Raw genomic sequence first — 17,047 nt, 5'->3', positions numbered from 1 at the left:
AAACGCAAGCGACCTGAGATTGAACCGGATATTCAGCGGAGGCTCCCATGACTCGAATCCATCTCCTCGCAGCGTCGACATTGATGCTGTTCATGCCCGGGTTGGCGCATGGCCAGTCCAGCTCAAGTCAAGCCGCACCGCAAACGGCGGCCGATCCCACGGCACCGGTTGCCCTGCCAAAACCTGTCCCGCCCTTTGCGGGCAAGATCGGAACGACCTGGCAAGAATCGACGCCCGATTATCCCAAAGCGCTCGCCGCCCCCCAAGGCGCACCCAACGTTTTGCTGATCCTGACTGACGACACCGGTTTCGGACATGCGGCGACCTTTGGTGGTGCTGCCGCCACACCGACGCTCGACCGCCTGGCCGCGAATGGCCTGCGCTACAACCGCTTCCACACAACCGCATTGTGCTCGCCGTCGCGGGCCGCGCTGCTGACCGGCCGCAACCATCACTCGGTCGGCACCGGCGTGATCATCGAAATGGGCACCGGTTATCCCGGCTACACCGGATTGGTGCCGAACACCGCGGCCGGATTGCCCCAGATCCTGCGCATGAACGGCTATACCACGGCTGCCATCGGCAAGTGGCATAACACCCCGGCGGTCGAGATCAGTGCTGCCGGCCCGTTCGATCGCTGGCCGACCGGCAGCACATGGGGCTTTGACTATTTCTACGGTTTCATGAACGGCGAGACGGACCAGTACAATCCGGTGCTGTATCGAAACACCTCGCCGGTCGCGGCGCCGCGCACGCCCGAGCAGGGGTATCAACTTACCGAGGACCTCGCGGACCAGGCAATCGGCTGGCTCAACGACGTCAAGGCGTCAGACCCCAAGAAGCCGTGGCTGCTCTATTTTGCCACCCCTGGCGTGCATGCCCCGCACCAGGCGCCCCAGGCTTATCGCGACAAATACAAGGGGCGTTTCGACCAGGGCTGGGACAAGTACCGCGAAGAGACGTTCGCCCGGCAAAAGCAGCTTGGCGTCATCCCGGCGGATGCGAAACTGACGCCACGCCCCAAGGAGATCCCGGCCTGGGATGATCAGTCGGCGGACGCCAAGAAGGTTTACGCCCGCCTGATGGAGAACTTCACTGGCTATCTCGAATACACCGACGACCAGATCGGCCGCGTGGTCGATGCGGTAGCCGCCAATGGCGAAATGGACAACACCCTCGTCATCTACATCGTCGGCGACAATGGCGCGTCCGCCGAAGGTGGCCTCGAGGGCACCGTCAGCGAGATTGCAAGCCTCAACGGCATCCAGCTCGGCTTGCAGGGCCTGTTGGCGAAATTCGACGATATCGGCGGTCCCGATACCGAGCCGCATGTCCCCGTCGCATGGGCTTGGGCTGCGAACACGCCCTTTCAATGGACCAAGCAGATCGCCTCGCATTTTGGGGGAACGCGCAATCCGATGGTGATCGATTGGCCCAAGCGCATCCCCGACAAGGGCGGGCTGCGCTCGCAGTTCCTGCATCTGATCGATGTCGCGCCCACCATCCTCGACGTGGCGGGCATTCCACAGCCTGAGGCCGTCAACGGCGTAAAGCAACCAGCCGATCGAAGGGACAAGCTTTGCGTCCACCTTCGATTTCGCATCGGCGCCCGAAGTTCGGACCACGCAATATTTCGAAATGATGGGCAACCGCGCCATCTACAAGGACGGCTGGATCGCCGCGACGCGCCACGGCATTCCTTGGCTGACAGCCGGCCAGGCGACCGGCTTCGACAGCGATGTGTGGGAGCTCTACGACCTGTCGAAGGACTTCACCGAGGCCGATGACCTGGCGGCGAAAAACCCCGACAAGCTCAAGGAGCTTCAGGCCGTCTTCGACGTGGAAGCGCGCACATACAACGTTCTTCCCCTCGACGACCGGATGGCAGGACGCCTCGACATGGCCAATCGGCCGACCCCGCTGAGCGGCCTCACCAGCATCACCTATGGCCCGGGCGTTTCCTATATCGGTCCGAACGCGACCTTCAGCACCGCCAGCGTACCCTTCACCATCACTGCCGAGATCGACACCTCGACCGGCAATAGCGACGGCGCAATTGCCGCCTTTGGCGGAAAGTCGGCCGGATGGTCGCTCTACATCAAGGACGGAAAGCCGACCTTCTACTACAATTTCTTTGGGGTGGCCGGTTACCGCGCACAGTCCTCGACGCCGCTTCCAAACGGCAAGTCCACGCTGCGCGTGGAGGTCACCCCCGAAGAAAAGGGATACGGCAAACCAGCCGACGCCAAGCTGTTCATCGACGGAAAGCAGACCGGTGCCGTCAAGGTGGAAAAGACGGTGCCTGTCGCCTACAGCGGCGAGGGCCTCGATATCGGCGCCGACAACATCTCGGCCGTGAGCCCGGACTACCAGCCGCCATTCACGTTCGGCGGCACGATCCACGGCGTGACCATCGCGGTACAGCAATGAGCAGCATTTGACCCGAGTCTACGGTCGCCGGCTGTGAAGGACACGCCAAGATAGGAGAAGTCCGATGTTCACGACTGCTATCTCTCGCCTCCGCCATGTGATGACTGTGGTTGCGACCGCGAGTATCGCTGCGCTCGCCCAGGCGGCCCACGCCCAGAGCCAGGACGCCTCGCCTCCTCCAGGGCCGCCTACCGGCACGTTGTCGCTGCCAAGGCCGGATTTTCATTTCAAGGGACAGGTCGGCCGCACCTACTTGGACTCCGATCCCGCAACCTTCCCGCAGATCGTTCGCCCGCCCAAGGGCGCGCCCAACATCGTGCTGATCCTTCTCGACGATGTCGGCTTCGGACAGTTCAGCGTGTTTGGTGGCGGTGTGTCGTCGCCGAACATGGAAAAGCTCGCAACCCAAGGATTGCGCTACAATCGCTTCCACACGACAGCACTGTGCTCGCCGACGCGGGCCGCCCTGCTCACGGGACGCAATCATCATGTGACCGGCAATGGCAGCATCACCGAAGCAGCGACCGGATATGACGGCTACACCGGCATCATTCCAAAGAGCACCGGCACCGTAGCCGAAATCCTTCGCCAGAACGGCTATGCAACCGCCTGGGTCGGCAAGAACCACAACACGCCGGTATGGGAAACCAGTGAGATCGGCCCGTTCGATCGCTGGGCCAATGGCCTTGGCTTCGACTATTTCTACGGCTTCAACTCCGGCGATACGAGCCAGTACGAGCCGATCCTCTACGAGAACCGCAACCGCGTGCCGCGTTCGACCGATCCCAACTATCACCTTTCGACCGACATCGCCGACAAGTCGATCGCCTGGATGCAGAAGGAGAAAGTCATCGACCCGGATCGGCCCTTCTTCCTTTATGTCGCTCCCGGGGCGACCCACTCGCCGCACCAGGCCCCGAAGGAGTGGATCGACAAATTGAAGGGCCAGTTCGACATGGGCTGGGACCGCTATCGCGAAATGACCTTCGAGCGGCAAAAGAAGCTTGGCGTCATTCCCGCTGACACCAAACTCACGCCGCGTCCCGCAAGCCTGCCGGCGTGGGATTCGCTCAATGCCGACCAAAAACGCCTCTACTCCCGGATGATGGAGGTCTTCGCCGGCTATGGCGCCCATGTCGACCATGAGATGGGCCGCGTGCTCGACGCGGTGGCAAAGCTTCCCGACGCCGACAACACGATGATCATCTACATCGTCGGCGACAATGGTTCGTCGGCGGAAGGCGGCCTCGACGGCTCGACCAACGAGAATGCCTTCTTCAACAGCATCCTGGAGACATGGCAGGACAACCTCAAGGTCATCGACGAACTTGGCGGCCCCAAGCACTTCAATCATTTCCCGTCAGCCTGGGCCTGGGCCATGGACACACCATTCCAGTGGACCAAGCAGGTCGCTTCGCATTTCGGCGGCACGCGCAATCCGATGATTATCAGCTGGCCGGCGAAGATCACCGACAAGGGCGGGCTGCGCAGCCAGTTCCACCATGTCATCGACATCATGCCGACCCTGCTTGATGTGGCCGGCGTACAGGCGCCTGACGTTCTCAACGGCGTACCGCAAAAGCCGATCGACGGCATCAGCATGACCTACACATTCGGCGACGCAAAGGCGCCCGACCGCCGCAAGACCCAGGTCTTCGAGATGGGCGTCAATCGCGGCATCTACCAGAACGGCTGGATGGCTTCCTCCTTGTCCTTCGTTCCCTGGCAGCCGGTGCGCACCGGCTTCGATATCGATAAGGCAAAGTGGGAGTTGTACAACATCGACAAGGACTTCTCGCAGGCCGACGACCTGGCCGCGAAAGAGCCGGAAAAGCTCAGGGCCATGGAAGACCTGTGGTGGGCGGAAGCTGCGCGCAACAACATCCTGCCGCTCGACTGGCGTGGCCCCGAACGCATGTCGACCGAACTGACAGGCAAGCCCAGCCTTGCCGCCGGGCGCAAGACATTCGTCTACGAGACGCCGCTTGCGGCACTGCCCGAAGCCTCGGCGCCCGACCTCAAGAACAAGTCTTTCGCCATCACCGCCGAGGCGGAAATACCTCAAGGCGGCGCGGAAGGCATGATCTTCACCCAGGGCGGGTTCACCGGTGGCTGGGGCTTCTACATGGAGAAGGACAAGCTCGTCGGCCTGCACAACCATGTGGCGCTCGAACGCTACCGCGTCGTCTCCACCGAGCCGGTGCCGACAGGCAAGGTGACGCTCGAGATGGATTTCAAATATGACGGCGGCGACATGGGAGCGGGTGGCACGATTTCGCTGCTCGCCAACGGCAAGAAGATCGGCGAAGGCCATGTCGACAAGACGACACCCTTCAAATACTCGCTCTATGAAGGGCAGGATATTGGCGAAGACAGCGGCTCGCCGATCGACTTCAGCTACACACCGCCGTTCAAGTTTACCGGCAAGCTTGGCCGGGTGACGGTGGAACTGAGATAACGGGCAGCCCCAATGGCCTCGCACAAATACGCCGCCGCCTTAATAGCGGCGGCGTCGACAACGCCGAGGCAATCGAAGAAACGCCTGATCCGGCGAACCGTGCTATTTTGAGCTGCAGTGCACGAAGTGTCCGTCGAAAACCGCATGAAGGGCGATGCGGTCTTCTTCGACGTTGCCGGCAAGTTCTGACACCTGGCCGGCAACGGAAATCGGCAAACGCGACACATAGCGACCTTCAGTTCTTCGGTCGGCTTGCAGTTGCTTTTGACCCGTTGCCGGCTGGTCGGCGGGCAAACCCTTGCCACGACTTCGCACATCTTGTGACAGCAATGAGCGAGATTGCAGACTTCCGGCTTTGTTCCTCAGGACGACCGCTGTCGGCGCGACCACGACCTCCAGCATTGTCACCTGCGATGTCTGCTTCCGGACGAAGGCAACGTTTGCCTCAATGGCCGATATGGGGGCGCCTTGCACTCGCGCCATTGTTGGCTCTCAGGGGTGGGTAGCGCGTCAACTATTCACTCCTGTTTCGACAGAACTGAACTTCAGCGCGCCGATGGAACAGTACCGTTCGGGTCTTTGCTTGCGCGACGCTCATGTTTTGCGGCACTAAACAGTATTAGGAGTTCCAACCACTCATTTCGCGCCACAGCCGCATCATTTCTGGAGCGTTGCATACATGGCTGAGATCCCTGTCATCTCCAGCACCATACTGCATGGCCTGCCGGCCTTCATACGCCGTGAAATGGGGCAAAGGGCTCTGTTGCAGGCCAATCGCGCCATCGGCTTCGATCTCGAACTGACCGGGGGAGAGAACTGCTTCATCCCGCACGCGGCGGTGATCGGCTTCGTCGAAGCGGCCGCACGTGCCGCCGGCCAGGCCAACTTCGGCATTCTGATCACTCCGATGATGAATGTTGCCAACTACGGCAGCTTCGGACGCTACGTGGTTGGCGCCGACACCTTGGGGCAAGCCATCGAGCGCGCCATCTCTGGTCTTTGTTATCATAGTACGGTTGACAGGATGTCAGTCGCTACCGTTGGCGACGAGGTGCGATACAGCTATGTTTTCGCTTTGGCCGGCCGGCCCGGATACGCCAACACCGGGTGCGCGGCGGCGGGCGTACTGCTTAGCCTCTTCAAGGCCTATTTGCCCCCAAACTGGCGACCGCTGCGCATCGAGCTTGATACCGACAGGCCGCCCCAGACAGGTCTTTTCGAAGACGTCTTCCAGTGCCCGGTCCTTTTCAACGCACCCGCGGTGACGGTTGTTACGGAACGCCACCATCTGACGGCTGCTCCGAAGCTCGCTCCATCGCCGATTGTTACCATCGAGGATGTGGCGCGGGACCGACGAGGCGGTGCTCCACGGGATTTGCTCGACGTTGTCATGGAACACGTCCGCGCACAGGTTCTCACTGGCCGCGTGTCGATCGACAGTGCCGCGCAATCGATCGACACCAGCATCAGAACCCTCCAACGTGAACTCAATCGGGCGGGCACCGATTTTCGCAACTTGGCGAGCACGGTAAGGATTCAGCGAGCCACTGAATTGCTGCAGCACACAAACGGCTCGATCACGCGCGTATCGGCGGAACTAGGATATTCGTCCCCCGCCAATTTCGCCCGAGCTTTCCGAAAGGCAACTGGCAACGCGCCGCGGGAGTTTCGCGAGAATATATAGCGTTGGCGATACGGCCGCCGGCTGTTCGGCAAAGCGAACATCAATTGGCAAAGCACCGGGAGCATAACGCCATCCGTCTGAAGTGGTTGAAGGTGAAGTCGGCCCGCTCGAAGGCTGCGGCGCGGCACCCAGATTGGCAACTTTCCAGAAATGACCCAACTGTGGCGCAAAATGAGTGGTTTGGAACTCCTAATACTGTTTAGTGCCGTATAACATGAGCGTCGCGCAACCAAATTGGCCAGTTTTGCGGCGGCGCGAAAGTCTTACTGCAGCAACAAAGGGGGTGGGCCATGACGACCAGACGGAACCTGCTGCTGGCCGCCACAGCTGTCACGACGACGGCGGTGCTGCGTAGACCGCAGCTGGCGCAGGCAGCCGATGAGGTGGCCGACTTCCTGTTTGTCCAGACATCAAGCGCGATGACATTCGACAAGGCGACGAGCAAGCTGACGCTCGAAGGTATTGGCGCCACGACCTTGTTTTTCTCCGACCGTCCCGAGCGTATAGCCGGGAACATGGATACGACGGCTTTCGTGCCGTTTTGGAGCAAGGGCAAGGACAGCTTCCTTTCCGATCCACCGAACGCCGACATGTCGATTCTCGAAGCGAACAAGCTCCAGCAGGTTGTTGTCGTCCTGGAGAACCCGGAACTGGACGCCAATAACCTGACCTACACGGTAAAGGTGGTTGGCGGCGAAATGCCGGAGAAGGGCTCCGAGGTTTCCGTGTTCATCGACGTCATCGGCATGCCGTTGACGCCGCTTTCCTATGCGGGCGTGGCAAGGCGTGGCTTCCGACGGGCTGTTTTATACTAGCATCTGCCTGAAACGGGGTAGCCCGCCGGCTATTCTGATGCGTGATGCCTGATGTCGATGAGGAGAGAGCAATGATACGCGTGACGAGACTGCTTTACACCACCGCCACAGTGATGCTGATGGGTTTGGCTGCGGCTTCTGCCGACACGGCTCCGACGATGAAAATGACGACGCCGATACCGGATTCAATCGTGACGCCGGAGAGTGTGGACACTAGGCTTGGCAAGCTGAATTTTTTGGATGGCTTCCCGGATGACGCCACTTCTGAGAAGGTCTACGACAATCTCGATTTCATGCGTGGCGTCGACGCTTTCCTCAATGCCATGCCCGGTGCATCCGTCGAAGCTCTCCGGGTTGGCATCGCCAGTCAGGGGGCCGACAACAACCAGACCATCCTGATCTTCGAAAACCTCATGGATTCGCATTCGCTGTTCCTAACCGGCAACACCGAAAGCATCTACAACCTGATGTGGCTGGACACCAAGGCCGGCCCGCTGGTCATCGAAACACCACCCAATATCCTTGGCATGATCGACAACCATTGGTTCGAATATGTCGGCGATGTCGGCAATGCCGGCCCCGACAAGGGCAAGGGCGGGAAGTACCTGCTCCTGCCGCCGGGCTACGAGGGCGAGATACCCGAAGGTTATTTCGTGTTGCGAACCTCGACCTACGGAAATCTGTTCTTCTGGCGCGGCTTCCTCGAAAATGGCAGCACCGCGACCGCGGTCGAAAACACCAGGAAGTTCGCCAAGGTCTATCCCCTTTCGGAAGCCGGCAATCCGCCCCCGATGAAGATCGTCAACGTCTCGGGCAAGGAGTTCAACACCATCCATGCCAATGATTTCCATTTCTACGAGGAAGTAAACGACATCGTCCAATACGAGCCGAACGAGGCCTATCACCCGGAAGTGCTGGGACAGCTCGCCGCCATCGGCATCGAAAAGGGCAAACCCTTTGCACCCGACGAGCGGATGAAGAAGATCCTTACGGAAGCCGTGGCCGTCGGCAATGCGACGGCGCGCACCATCACCTTCAAGCCCCGCATGAAGGACGCCTATTACTATCCCGACAGCGCCTGGTTCACCGGTTTTGTCGGCGGCAGCTACGAGTTTCTTCTGCAGCCCAGCGTCCGCAATCTGGATGCCCGTGTCCTGTTCCACTATTATGCGACGGGCATCACGCCGGCCATGGCGATAAAGCGCGTCGGCATCGGTTCGCAATACGCCGTCGCCACGACCGACAAGGACGGCAAGCCGTTCGACGGTGGCAAGACCTACAAAATCCACCTGCCGCCAAACATTCCGGCCAAGGAATTCTGGTCGTTCGTCGCGTATGACAATCAGACGCGTTCGATGCTGCAGTCGGACCAGCAATTTCCCAGCATCGGCAGCGACAAGAAAGACATCGTGATCAACGCGGACTCCTCAGTCGATGTCTGGTTCGGCCCGACAGCGCCGGAAGGCCATGAGGCCAACTGGGTCCAGACAGTTCCCGGCAAGGGCTGGAATGTTCTTCTTCGCCTCTATGGCCCGCTGGAGTCATGGTTCGACAAGACCTGGAAGCCGGGCGAGTTCGAACTGGTGCAGTGATGCGGCATTTATCTTGGCCCGTCTGATCTCTAGTCGAGATTTGAGGGATCTGCGCCTCTTGGAGGCCGACTATAGCAGGGTTCTCAAGACCGATCGCTGAGGCGTGTTCCGTCGGGCGCCGTAGCAGCACGAGCACGATTCGGATGGCCGAGAAGAGGAGGGGAAGGAAGTGAAACGAGTCTGCCTGCTGGGCTTGCCGGCGACCGTCATGGGCGTGCTTTCGGCGGCTTGCGCCGCCGAGGCGCAGGAGGAAGCCGACGAACTGGCCAAGCAACTCTCCAACCCGATCGCCAGTCTGATCAGCGTGCCGCTGCAGAGCAACTTTGAATCGGGCGCGAGCGTTGACGGCAACGGCTTCGCCTACACCCTGAACATCCAGCCTGTCATCCCGATCTCGATCAGCGACGACTGGAACCTGATATCGAGAACTATCCTGCCGATCGCCTTTCGCGACTACCTGCCGCCGCCGGACGGCAGCACGTTTGGCCTGGGTGACATCACCCAGAGCCTGTTCTTTTCGCCGAAGGCACCTGGGCCGGGCGGACTGATCTGGGGCGTCGGGCCCGTGTTCCTGCTACCGACGGCCACCAACGATTTTCTCGGCACCGGCCAGTTCGGAATTGGGCCGACTGGGGTCGCCCTTACGCAAACCGGACGATGGACGATCGGCTTGCTCGCCAACCAAATCTGGTCGGTCGCCGGAGAAGGCGGCCGCGAGGACGTCAACCAGACATATCTGCAGCCCTTTGTTTCCTATGGTCTCGGCCATGGCAGGACAATCTCGCTGAACACTGAATCAAGTTACGATTGGGCCGACGACCAATGGACGGTGCCGATCAACCTCGCCGTATCGCAGGTGTTCAAGATCGGTGACCAGGCGATGAGCTTCCAGGTCGGCGGCAAATATTACGCGGAAGCGGCGGAGGGTGGTCCCGAGTGGGGCATCCGCACGACACTGACGTTGCTCTTTCCTAAGAAGTGACCGAGGTCCGTACGCCGCTTCTGTCCGCCGTATTCGCACCACAACCACGGGACGACGCAGCATGAACGTGAGGCTCTGCGTCCGGCCTGATTGAGGGGACCAACTTATGAATTTCAAAATGCCTTGCGCGGCAGGCGCACTTCTCATGGGCTCGATGAGCCTCGCTGCTGCTGCAGATCAAATATATCCCGGCGCCGACACGGTGGAGTACCAGACCCCTTCGGGTTGGACGTTTACCGTTTCCGCCTATGGCTGGTTGGCCGGCATTGAGGGCAATGTTGGTGCCGGCGGCCGTGTAGCCAATGTTAACGCCAGCATCGGCGGCATATTGTCTAACTTCGACGTCGCGGTGACGGGCCTGGCAGAAGCACGCTTCCAGCGTTTCGGCGTGTTCACCGACTTAAACTACGTGCAGTTGTCGGCATCGCAAGACACGCCACTCGGCCTGCTGGCAAGCAGTGCCGACGTCACGGTGAAAAACCTGATGTGGACTCTCGCGGGCGAGTATCGGCTGCTTGACCAGCCCGATGCCAGCATCGATGCGTTCGCCGGCTTCCGGCTGTTTTCAATCAGAAGCGAACTGGATTTCAATCCACCTGGACTGATCGGGGGCACTGAGTTGTCTGCGACAGAAACCTGGGCCGATCCCATCTTCGGTCTGAAGGGGCGCGTCTCTGTCACCCCGCAGCTCTACCTGACGGGCTGGGGATTGGTAGGCGGCGGCGCCTCGTCGGAAATCGTATGGGACCTGATGGGCGGCGCTGGCTATCAGTTCACCGAATCCTTCTCGGCCGTGCTCGGTTATCGCGCGGCGGGCGTCGACTATGAAGACGAAGGCTTTGTCTACGATGTGGTTCAGCACGGGCCGATCCTGGGCGCAGTGCTTCGCTTTTGACAAAGACAGGGAGAAGTCAGAAATGGTGGTCGCCGCATTAAATCATCGCTCCGCGACATTCGGCAATCGTCGTTGCGTGCATTCTTGTCGTGGGGCTGATCGCGGCGCCAGCCAGCGCCCAGCAGATCGACGCCGAAGCTGACAAGGTCCTTCACGGAGAATTCAGGCCGGATTTGCGGTAACAGGTTAAGGACAGGGAGAGGTTTTCGGTACTCACCCGTCGGGGAGCCCCAGCAAGACGCGCCCTTCCGCACGCTGTCGGTATGGTCCGGGCGATTTGGCGTTGAGAAACAGGCTCGCGCATCGATACGAAACCTCGAAACACAGGATCTACAGTCCGAGGATTTGTATCCCGCAAAGAAGATGGAAGGAATCTGACCGCGGTTTGGGGATACGGCCGTGCCGCCCGACGCTGGCAACACAGTCGCAGTCTTCAAGCCGCCGGTTGCGGTGGACGGGTTTCCGCTCCACCTCGCCTGGCATTCCGCCGCGACCAGGATACCGGTGTGCGGCATGTCGCAGGTATCGTGCGGTCATTGCTGCAGACAGTCCTGGCCGCGCCACGGACGATCCTGGAGCGCTGACGGGCGCAGTGTCTGCGCTCCCCCACGCAATCACGCGCATGAACCCTCTCGTTTGGCCTAGCATCCTGTTGTTCCATCTTGGCCCGACGTAAGACGAGTGCTCGCAGCCGGCCTTTGGACCAGCACTTCGATCAGCGCCCGCGACGCTGCCGATAGGCGCCGATGTGGTGCGTAGACGACAGAAAATGGCCGTGTCCGCCCCTTCAGTTGTGGCAGCAGCTCGATCAGCCTTCCCTGCCGAACGCGTTCATGAGCGACGAAATCATAGGTCTGGCAAATGCCGGCGCCTTGCTCAGCCAATGACACGACGCCCAGCACATCTTCGGAGACATGCGTGCGCGCTGACGGCACCCAATCGAGATCTTCGTCGCCGTCACAGAAAATCCAGGGCGCCAGCCGGCCGGTGCTCGGCATGAGGAAGGGCACGCAGGCATGTCGCTCAAGATCTCTCAGGGACTGTGGGATCCCGTGACGTTCGAGATAGTCGGGTGACGCGACGAGACACATCGATGCATCCTCGAGCTTGCGTGCGACGAGGCCACTATCGGGAAGTTGTCCCATCCGGATCGCCAGATCAAAACCTTCGGCGACCAGATCGACATTGCGGTTGGTAATGTTCAGTTCGACATCGACCTCTGGATAGGCCGACGTAAATGCCCGCAGCGACGGCGGCAGGCGGAAATGGCCGTAGGTCGTCGGTACGCTTAACCTCACGCGGCCAGTCATCTGACCACTGCCACCCTGGATCGCCCGTTCAGCGTCGCCGATCATGGCGAATGCCGCCCGTGCCTGATCCAAGAACTGCTGTCCATCATGGGTAACCCCGATGCGCCTTGTGGTCCGACGCAAAAGCTGGCTGCCCAAACGGGCCTCGAGGCGGGCGATGGCACGGCTGACGACGGAAGGCGTGGTCGCAAGTGCGACCGCGCCAGCGGTAAGCGACCCGTGCTCGACCACCGCAACGAAGACCTCTACATCGGCAAGGTAATCGAACCGACGCGCCATCTTTGCCTCATGCGAACAAATGAATTGAATTACAGGTCATTTATCATCCTTCAAGGAATGAATAAAGTTCCAGCCATTCGACGAGAACCCAAGGAGGCATTCCGATGAGCACTACAGACCATCCGGCGATCAAGCCGGTCCTATTCGTGTTGACGAGCCACGCGACCAAGGGAAAGACCGGCGAACCAACCGGCTACTACCTGGGCGAGGTCACGCACCCGCTCGCCGTCCTCGATGCTGCTGGCATCGCGGTGGAATTCGCGTCGATCCAAGGCGGCGAACCTCCGGTCGACGGGCTGGATCTCAACGACGAGATCAATGCCCGCTACTGGAACGATCAAAATTTCCGCAAGGCCGTTGCGCAAACGACGCGGCTTGGCGACGTCGACACGGCGCGATATTCAGCGATCTTTTTCGCCGGCGGTCACGGCGCGATGTGGGACTTCCCCAGCAGCGTCGATGTGCAGGCGGCAACCCGGAAGATCTACGAGGCCGGAGGGATTGTCAGCGCAGTCTGCCATGGGCCATCGGCGCTCGTGAACGTCAAGCTCAGCGATGGGACATACCTGGTTGCCGACAAGAACGTCAGCGCTTTCACCGACGATGAAGAGCGTGCTGTCGGGCTTGAGGATATCGTGCCCTTCCTGCTGGCAAGCACACTCACGGCGCGTGGCGCCCATCATCATCCGGCTCCGGACTGGACACGCAGGGTCATTGTCGATGGCCGCCTGGTGACCGGACAGAATCCACAATCGGCAAGCGGCGTCGGACAGGTCATACGAGACCTCCTCCTCGCTGCTGCCAACTGACAACTGAAACGCACTTCCGCGTCGCAGAATCTCGTATTCTGCGACGCTTCGGCTTTCGGTGGGCGACCGGCTAAATTGTGATCCGCGACGCGGCCGATTGTGAGGAGACGTCCGGCGCAGCCCCAGGGCCTCGTCATGCAATGCGTTGGTGACTCCGGGCGGGTTCACGCCCAAGTCTTCGACAACGCCGCTCCGCCCTCGACCCTGAGGAACCTTCGAACAGCCTCGACCGCCATGCCAAAGGCATGCCGGAGAGTTCACTCGTCTTTGCACTTGAAAAAGGACATGGAAGGGCTGCGCCCTCGCGCGGGTAACGGTGAAGCGCCGGCAAGCCGGCGCCGTCCGGGGCGGTCTCCCCAACCTTCCGCGCGGATACATCTTTCGGCAATCCCGTACCCACGAATGGAAGCGTTACCAATCCGCGGTGCGAGCGCCCATGGTCGTCTTCGAATACGCCTTGCCGGAGCTCGCCGTGATGGGCGATTGCGTGTGCCTTTGCGAGCTTTCCCAGCGCAGCATTTTCCGGTCTGACGGCGATGCCTGCCATGGCCCCACCTCCAAACAACTAGGCTCCGTTCGAATGATGGGGCTGCTCTTTCTATGCGTCACTTGCTGGAAACCGATATTGACCTCGTGAACCTCCCTGCCCTGCGCACCTTGCGGCGGAGCGACACAATGCTGTTGCGGCTGAAGGGGTTGCCGAAAATACTGACACTAAAATGCAGCCAGATGTCGGGACAGGCTGCGCTGATACGTCCTTGTCACATCGATCGCGCGTCCGGCATCTGAAACGGCGCATCGGGAGCCATTGGCAACGTCGGGGAGAGTGTCATGAACCATTCCTATCGCTGGGTGATCGTCGCGGCGGGTGGCCTGCTGGGCTGCATCGCGATCGGCGCCATGTTTTCGCTGCCTGTCTTCCTGCGGCCGATGTCGCAGGACACCGGCTGGTCCGTCACCGGCATATCGACGGCGATGACGATCGGCTTCCTCGCCATGGCGGCGGCAAGCATGATTTGGGGCACCCTCTCAGACCGGTTCGGGCCGCGTCTGGTGGTGCTCACCGGATCGGTCGTTTTGGCCACAAGCCTGGCGCTTGCCAGCCAGGCGGGATCGCTGGCCGAGTTCCAGCTGCTGTTTGGCCTGTTGGTCGGGGCGGCGACCGCCGCCATCTTCGCACCGATGATGGCTTGCGTGACAGGCTGGTTCGATACGCAGCGCGCCCTCGCCGTCTCACTGGTCTCTGCGGGCATGGGCATGGCGCCGATGACCATGGCACCTCTCGCAGCCTGGCTGGTTACCATCCATGACTGGCGCACTGCAATGTTGATCATAGCCGGTATCACGGCGGTCGTGATGATCCCCGCCGCGCTGCTCGTTCGGCGCCCGCCGGCGTTGAGCGGGGCCCAGGCGGCGGCGATGACAGACGAGCCGCAAACCGACATGACGGTCAGGCAGGCGGTGCGCTCGCCGCAGTTCATCATTTTGATGCTGGCGAACTTCTTCTGCTGCGCCACCCATTCCGGCCCGATCTTCCATACGGTGAGCTACGCAGTGACCTGTGGCGTCCCGATGATCCTGGCCGTGTCGATCTACAGCGTCGAGGGATTGGCCGGCATGGGCGGGCGCATCGCCTTTGGCATCTTCGGTGACAAGTTCGGCGCAAAGCGCGTGCTGGCGTTCGGGCTGCTGGCGCAGGCCTTCGGTGTGTTCGCCTACGTCTTCGTCTCGACGCTTGGCCCGTTCTACGCGGTGGCAGCACTGGTCGGGTTCATCTATGCCGGCACGATGCCACTCTACGCCGTGATCGTCCGTGAGAATTTTCCGCTGACGATGATGGGGACGATCATCGGCGGCACTGCGATGGCCGGCAGCCTTGGCATGTCGACCGGTCCACTGCTGGGCGGCCTGATCTACGATCATTTCAACAGCTACATGCTGATGTATGTCGGTTCGTCGGGCATGGGACTGGTGGCGGTATTGATCCTCATGGCGTTCCGGCCATTCCCCAGGAGGCAGGTGGAAATGGCGCCGGCGTAGAGTTCCGACGAGGAACCGGGCAACCATGTACGCTGTACATCAATCGCTTTGCGGGTTCATCGACGCGGGGGCGCGTGCAATGGTGATCAGCTTCTCCTCACTCGGGGTAAGTCTCTTTGTCCACCGGAGGCGTGTTCTTATAGAGGATGAAGGCCAACGGCGTGCCGGGTTCTGCCGATGCATCACTGCGCAGGCCAGTCACCTCCCCCGCCACGCTGCTGGTATATTCAGCAACCACCTCGCCGAAGCTGTTGCGCTGGATAGCCACCTTCTGTCCGGCTTCGACCTTGTCGTTGAGCTTGACCAGATGCTCGACGAAACCGCCTTGGCTTGCCAGGATCGGGACCGCACTGTTGCCGATGAAGACACCCAGGTCTTTTCCTGTACGCCCCATTGGCCCGGCGAGGATGCCGTGACGTTTGAGGACGTTCATCGTGCCTTCGACGAACTGGGGGATCATCTCCAGATTGAGGACACGCGCAGCGCCGATCTCCGGGGTGAAGGCCGGGATGCCGACGTCGACAAACGCGTTATGCAGGACCCCGGGATACACATGATTGTCAAAAATCTGGCGGACGGGGTAAAGCTCCACCATCGCCTTGATTTCGGGCACATCCATGCTGGCGAGATTGAATGCGCTGACATCGAAGCCAGTTGTGCCTGTATGGAAGTCGATCGCGACATCGGCGTTCGGTCGGAGAAGCCGGTTGAACAACAGCCCTGCGTGTCGGCTGGGCGCACTGGCACCGTTCTCGTTGCCGGGCCACTCCCGATTCATGTCGATTAGATCAATGCCCCTGCCCGCATTGGGCCATCTGCGTTGCATGCTCTCCATGGCGGGACGCGACACGTCCGTGACCGCCATCACCGTGCCTGACATCTCCGCCGGATCGAGCTGGTTCATGACGGTGTGGACCGTATGCACAGAACTCATCTCGTCGCCATGCACACCACTGACCAGGACAACGCGCTTGCCTGGCCGGACGCCTTTGGCGACGATCACAGAAACATGCCAGTGTTGCCCCGTCGGCATTCGCACCCCTTGGAAATAAAGCCTGTGCCTCTTGCCAGGCTCGAGATCGTTGACGTCGAGGGCGCTGACGACTTTCTTCCCCTCGATCACATCACCTGTGTAGACCGTTCCCTGCGCCGCCCCCGATGCCGCGCCGGCAGAGGATGTCCCAGTGTCCTGGGCATTCGCAGTGCCAGCCTTGATTGCCAGGGCCGCCGACGCGCCGACTGCGACAATAGACCCGATCATGAAATCACGGCGATCGAGGCCTTCGTGCGGTTTGTCCGACATGATGAGGATCCTTATGTGAGGGTGAAAGCCATGTTCGAAATGGATACCCGATTGGTATCCAGAAACGTGCTGTGTCCGCAACGGACTAGTCACCTGCTGTCCGTCGTGATCGGAACGAGAGGAAGGCGTCCATAAAGGGATGTCGCCTATGGCTCTATCCGATCACCTGGTCAGCCAAACCAACCAGGTCGGTTGGAAGCGAGACCTCCATTTGCCGAGCAATGTTCAGATTGATGACTAGTTCGGGACGGCGAACGTATTGGACAGGAATATCACCCGGCTCGGTCCCCCTCAGGATCTCATCGACCTGATTGGCCATTCGACGCGCCGCGGCAAAGCTGGCCTGGGTGGCCAGGCTTGCCGCCGAAATGGTGAGAAGCCAAACACCGCCTTTCAAGAATGATCTGCGCGTTGCCATTGCATTCTCCATCGTTTTTTCCGCTAAGCCGT

13 protein-coding genes are annotated in these 17,047 nt (G+C 60.6%); 9 read left to right on the top strand and 4 right to left on the bottom strand.

The window, feature by feature from the left end; all coding sequences use genetic code 11:
• Positions 1-47: 47 nt before the first annotated feature.
• Positions 48-1,787: an arylsulfatase gene (locus AC1RTB_RS13955; RefSeq protein WP_492881861.1), complete on the top strand. Its 1,740-nt coding sequence runs from the start codon at positions 48-50 to the stop codon at positions 1,785-1,787.
• A gap of 707 nt (positions 1,788-2,494) precedes the next feature.
• Complete coding sequence (locus AC1RTB_RS13950) at positions 2,495-4,888, top strand: arylsulfatase (RefSeq protein ID WP_492881860.1); 2,394 nt, start codon at positions 2,495-2,497, stop codon at positions 4,886-4,888.
• Positions 4,889-4,990: 102 nt separating this feature from the next.
• Here AC1RTB_RS13950 and AC1RTB_RS13945 read toward each other — a convergent pair whose 3' ends face one another.
• Complete coding sequence (locus AC1RTB_RS13945; RefSeq protein ID WP_492881859.1) at positions 4,991-5,290, bottom strand: hypothetical protein; 300 nt, start codon at positions 5,288-5,290, stop codon at positions 4,991-4,993.
• 277 nt (positions 5,291-5,567) lie between these two features.
• Here AC1RTB_RS13945 and AC1RTB_RS13940 point away from each other — a divergent pair, with 277 nt between their 5' ends.
• From AC1RTB_RS13940 to AC1RTB_RS13920, 5 genes are all read left to right on the top strand, one after another.
• Complete coding sequence (locus AC1RTB_RS13940) at positions 5,568-6,572, top strand: helix-turn-helix domain-containing protein (RefSeq protein WP_492881858.1); 1,005 nt, start codon at positions 5,568-5,570, stop codon at positions 6,570-6,572.
• A gap of 290 nt (positions 6,573-6,862) precedes the next feature.
• Entirely contained in the window at positions 6,863-7,387 is a 525-nt protein-coding gene (locus AC1RTB_RS13935; protein WP_492881857.1) for a hypothetical protein, read from the top strand.
• A 71-nt stretch (positions 7,388-7,458) separates the two neighbouring features.
• Positions 7,459-8,979, top strand: coding sequence for a DUF1254 domain-containing protein (locus tag AC1RTB_RS13930; RefSeq protein WP_492881856.1), 1,521 nt, complete (start codon positions 7,459-7,461; stop codon positions 8,977-8,979).
• Positions 8,980-9,148: 169 nt separating this feature from the next.
• Entirely contained in the window at positions 9,149-9,961 is an 813-nt protein-coding gene (locus tag AC1RTB_RS13925; RefSeq protein ID WP_492881855.1) for a transporter, read from the top strand.
• Between the two features lie 106 nt (positions 9,962-10,067).
• Complete coding sequence (locus AC1RTB_RS13920; RefSeq protein WP_492881854.1) at positions 10,068-10,856, top strand: hypothetical protein; 789 nt, start codon at positions 10,068-10,070, stop codon at positions 10,854-10,856.
• A 641-nt stretch (positions 10,857-11,497) separates the two neighbouring features.
• On the opposite strand, the gene AC1RTB_RS13915 is transcribed toward AC1RTB_RS13920, so the two are convergent.
• Entirely contained in the window at positions 11,498-12,445 is a 948-nt protein-coding gene (locus AC1RTB_RS13915) for a LysR family transcriptional regulator (RefSeq protein ID WP_492881853.1), read from the bottom strand.
• A gap of 104 nt (positions 12,446-12,549) precedes the next feature.
• Between AC1RTB_RS13915 and AC1RTB_RS13910 the strand changes: the two genes are divergently transcribed.
• Entirely contained in the window at positions 12,550-13,254 is a 705-nt protein-coding gene (locus AC1RTB_RS13910) for a type 1 glutamine amidotransferase domain-containing protein (protein ID WP_492881852.1), read from the top strand.
• An 831-nt stretch (positions 13,255-14,085) separates the two neighbouring features.
• Positions 14,086-15,294, top strand: a complete 1,209-nt coding sequence (locus tag AC1RTB_RS13905) for an MFS transporter (RefSeq protein ID WP_492881851.1) — start codon at positions 14,086-14,088, stop codon at positions 15,292-15,294.
• 97 nt (positions 15,295-15,391) lie between these two features.
• Here AC1RTB_RS13905 and AC1RTB_RS13900 read toward each other — a convergent pair whose 3' ends face one another.
• Complete coding sequence (locus tag AC1RTB_RS13900) at positions 15,392-16,597, bottom strand: M14 family metallopeptidase (RefSeq protein WP_492881850.1); 1,206 nt, start codon at positions 16,595-16,597, stop codon at positions 15,392-15,394.
• A 154-nt stretch (positions 16,598-16,751) separates the two neighbouring features.
• Positions 16,752-17,015, bottom strand: coding sequence for an ABC transporter substrate binding protein (locus tag AC1RTB_RS13895; protein ID WP_492881849.1), 264 nt, complete (start codon positions 17,013-17,015; stop codon positions 16,752-16,754).
• Between the last annotated feature and the right edge of the window lie 32 nt (positions 17,016-17,047).

The organism is Aminobacter sp. GW821-FHT11F06 (genome assembly GCF_058808215.1).
The sequence above is the reverse complement of the archived record's forward strand: the minus strand, read 5'-3'. Positions and strand labels throughout refer to the sequence as shown.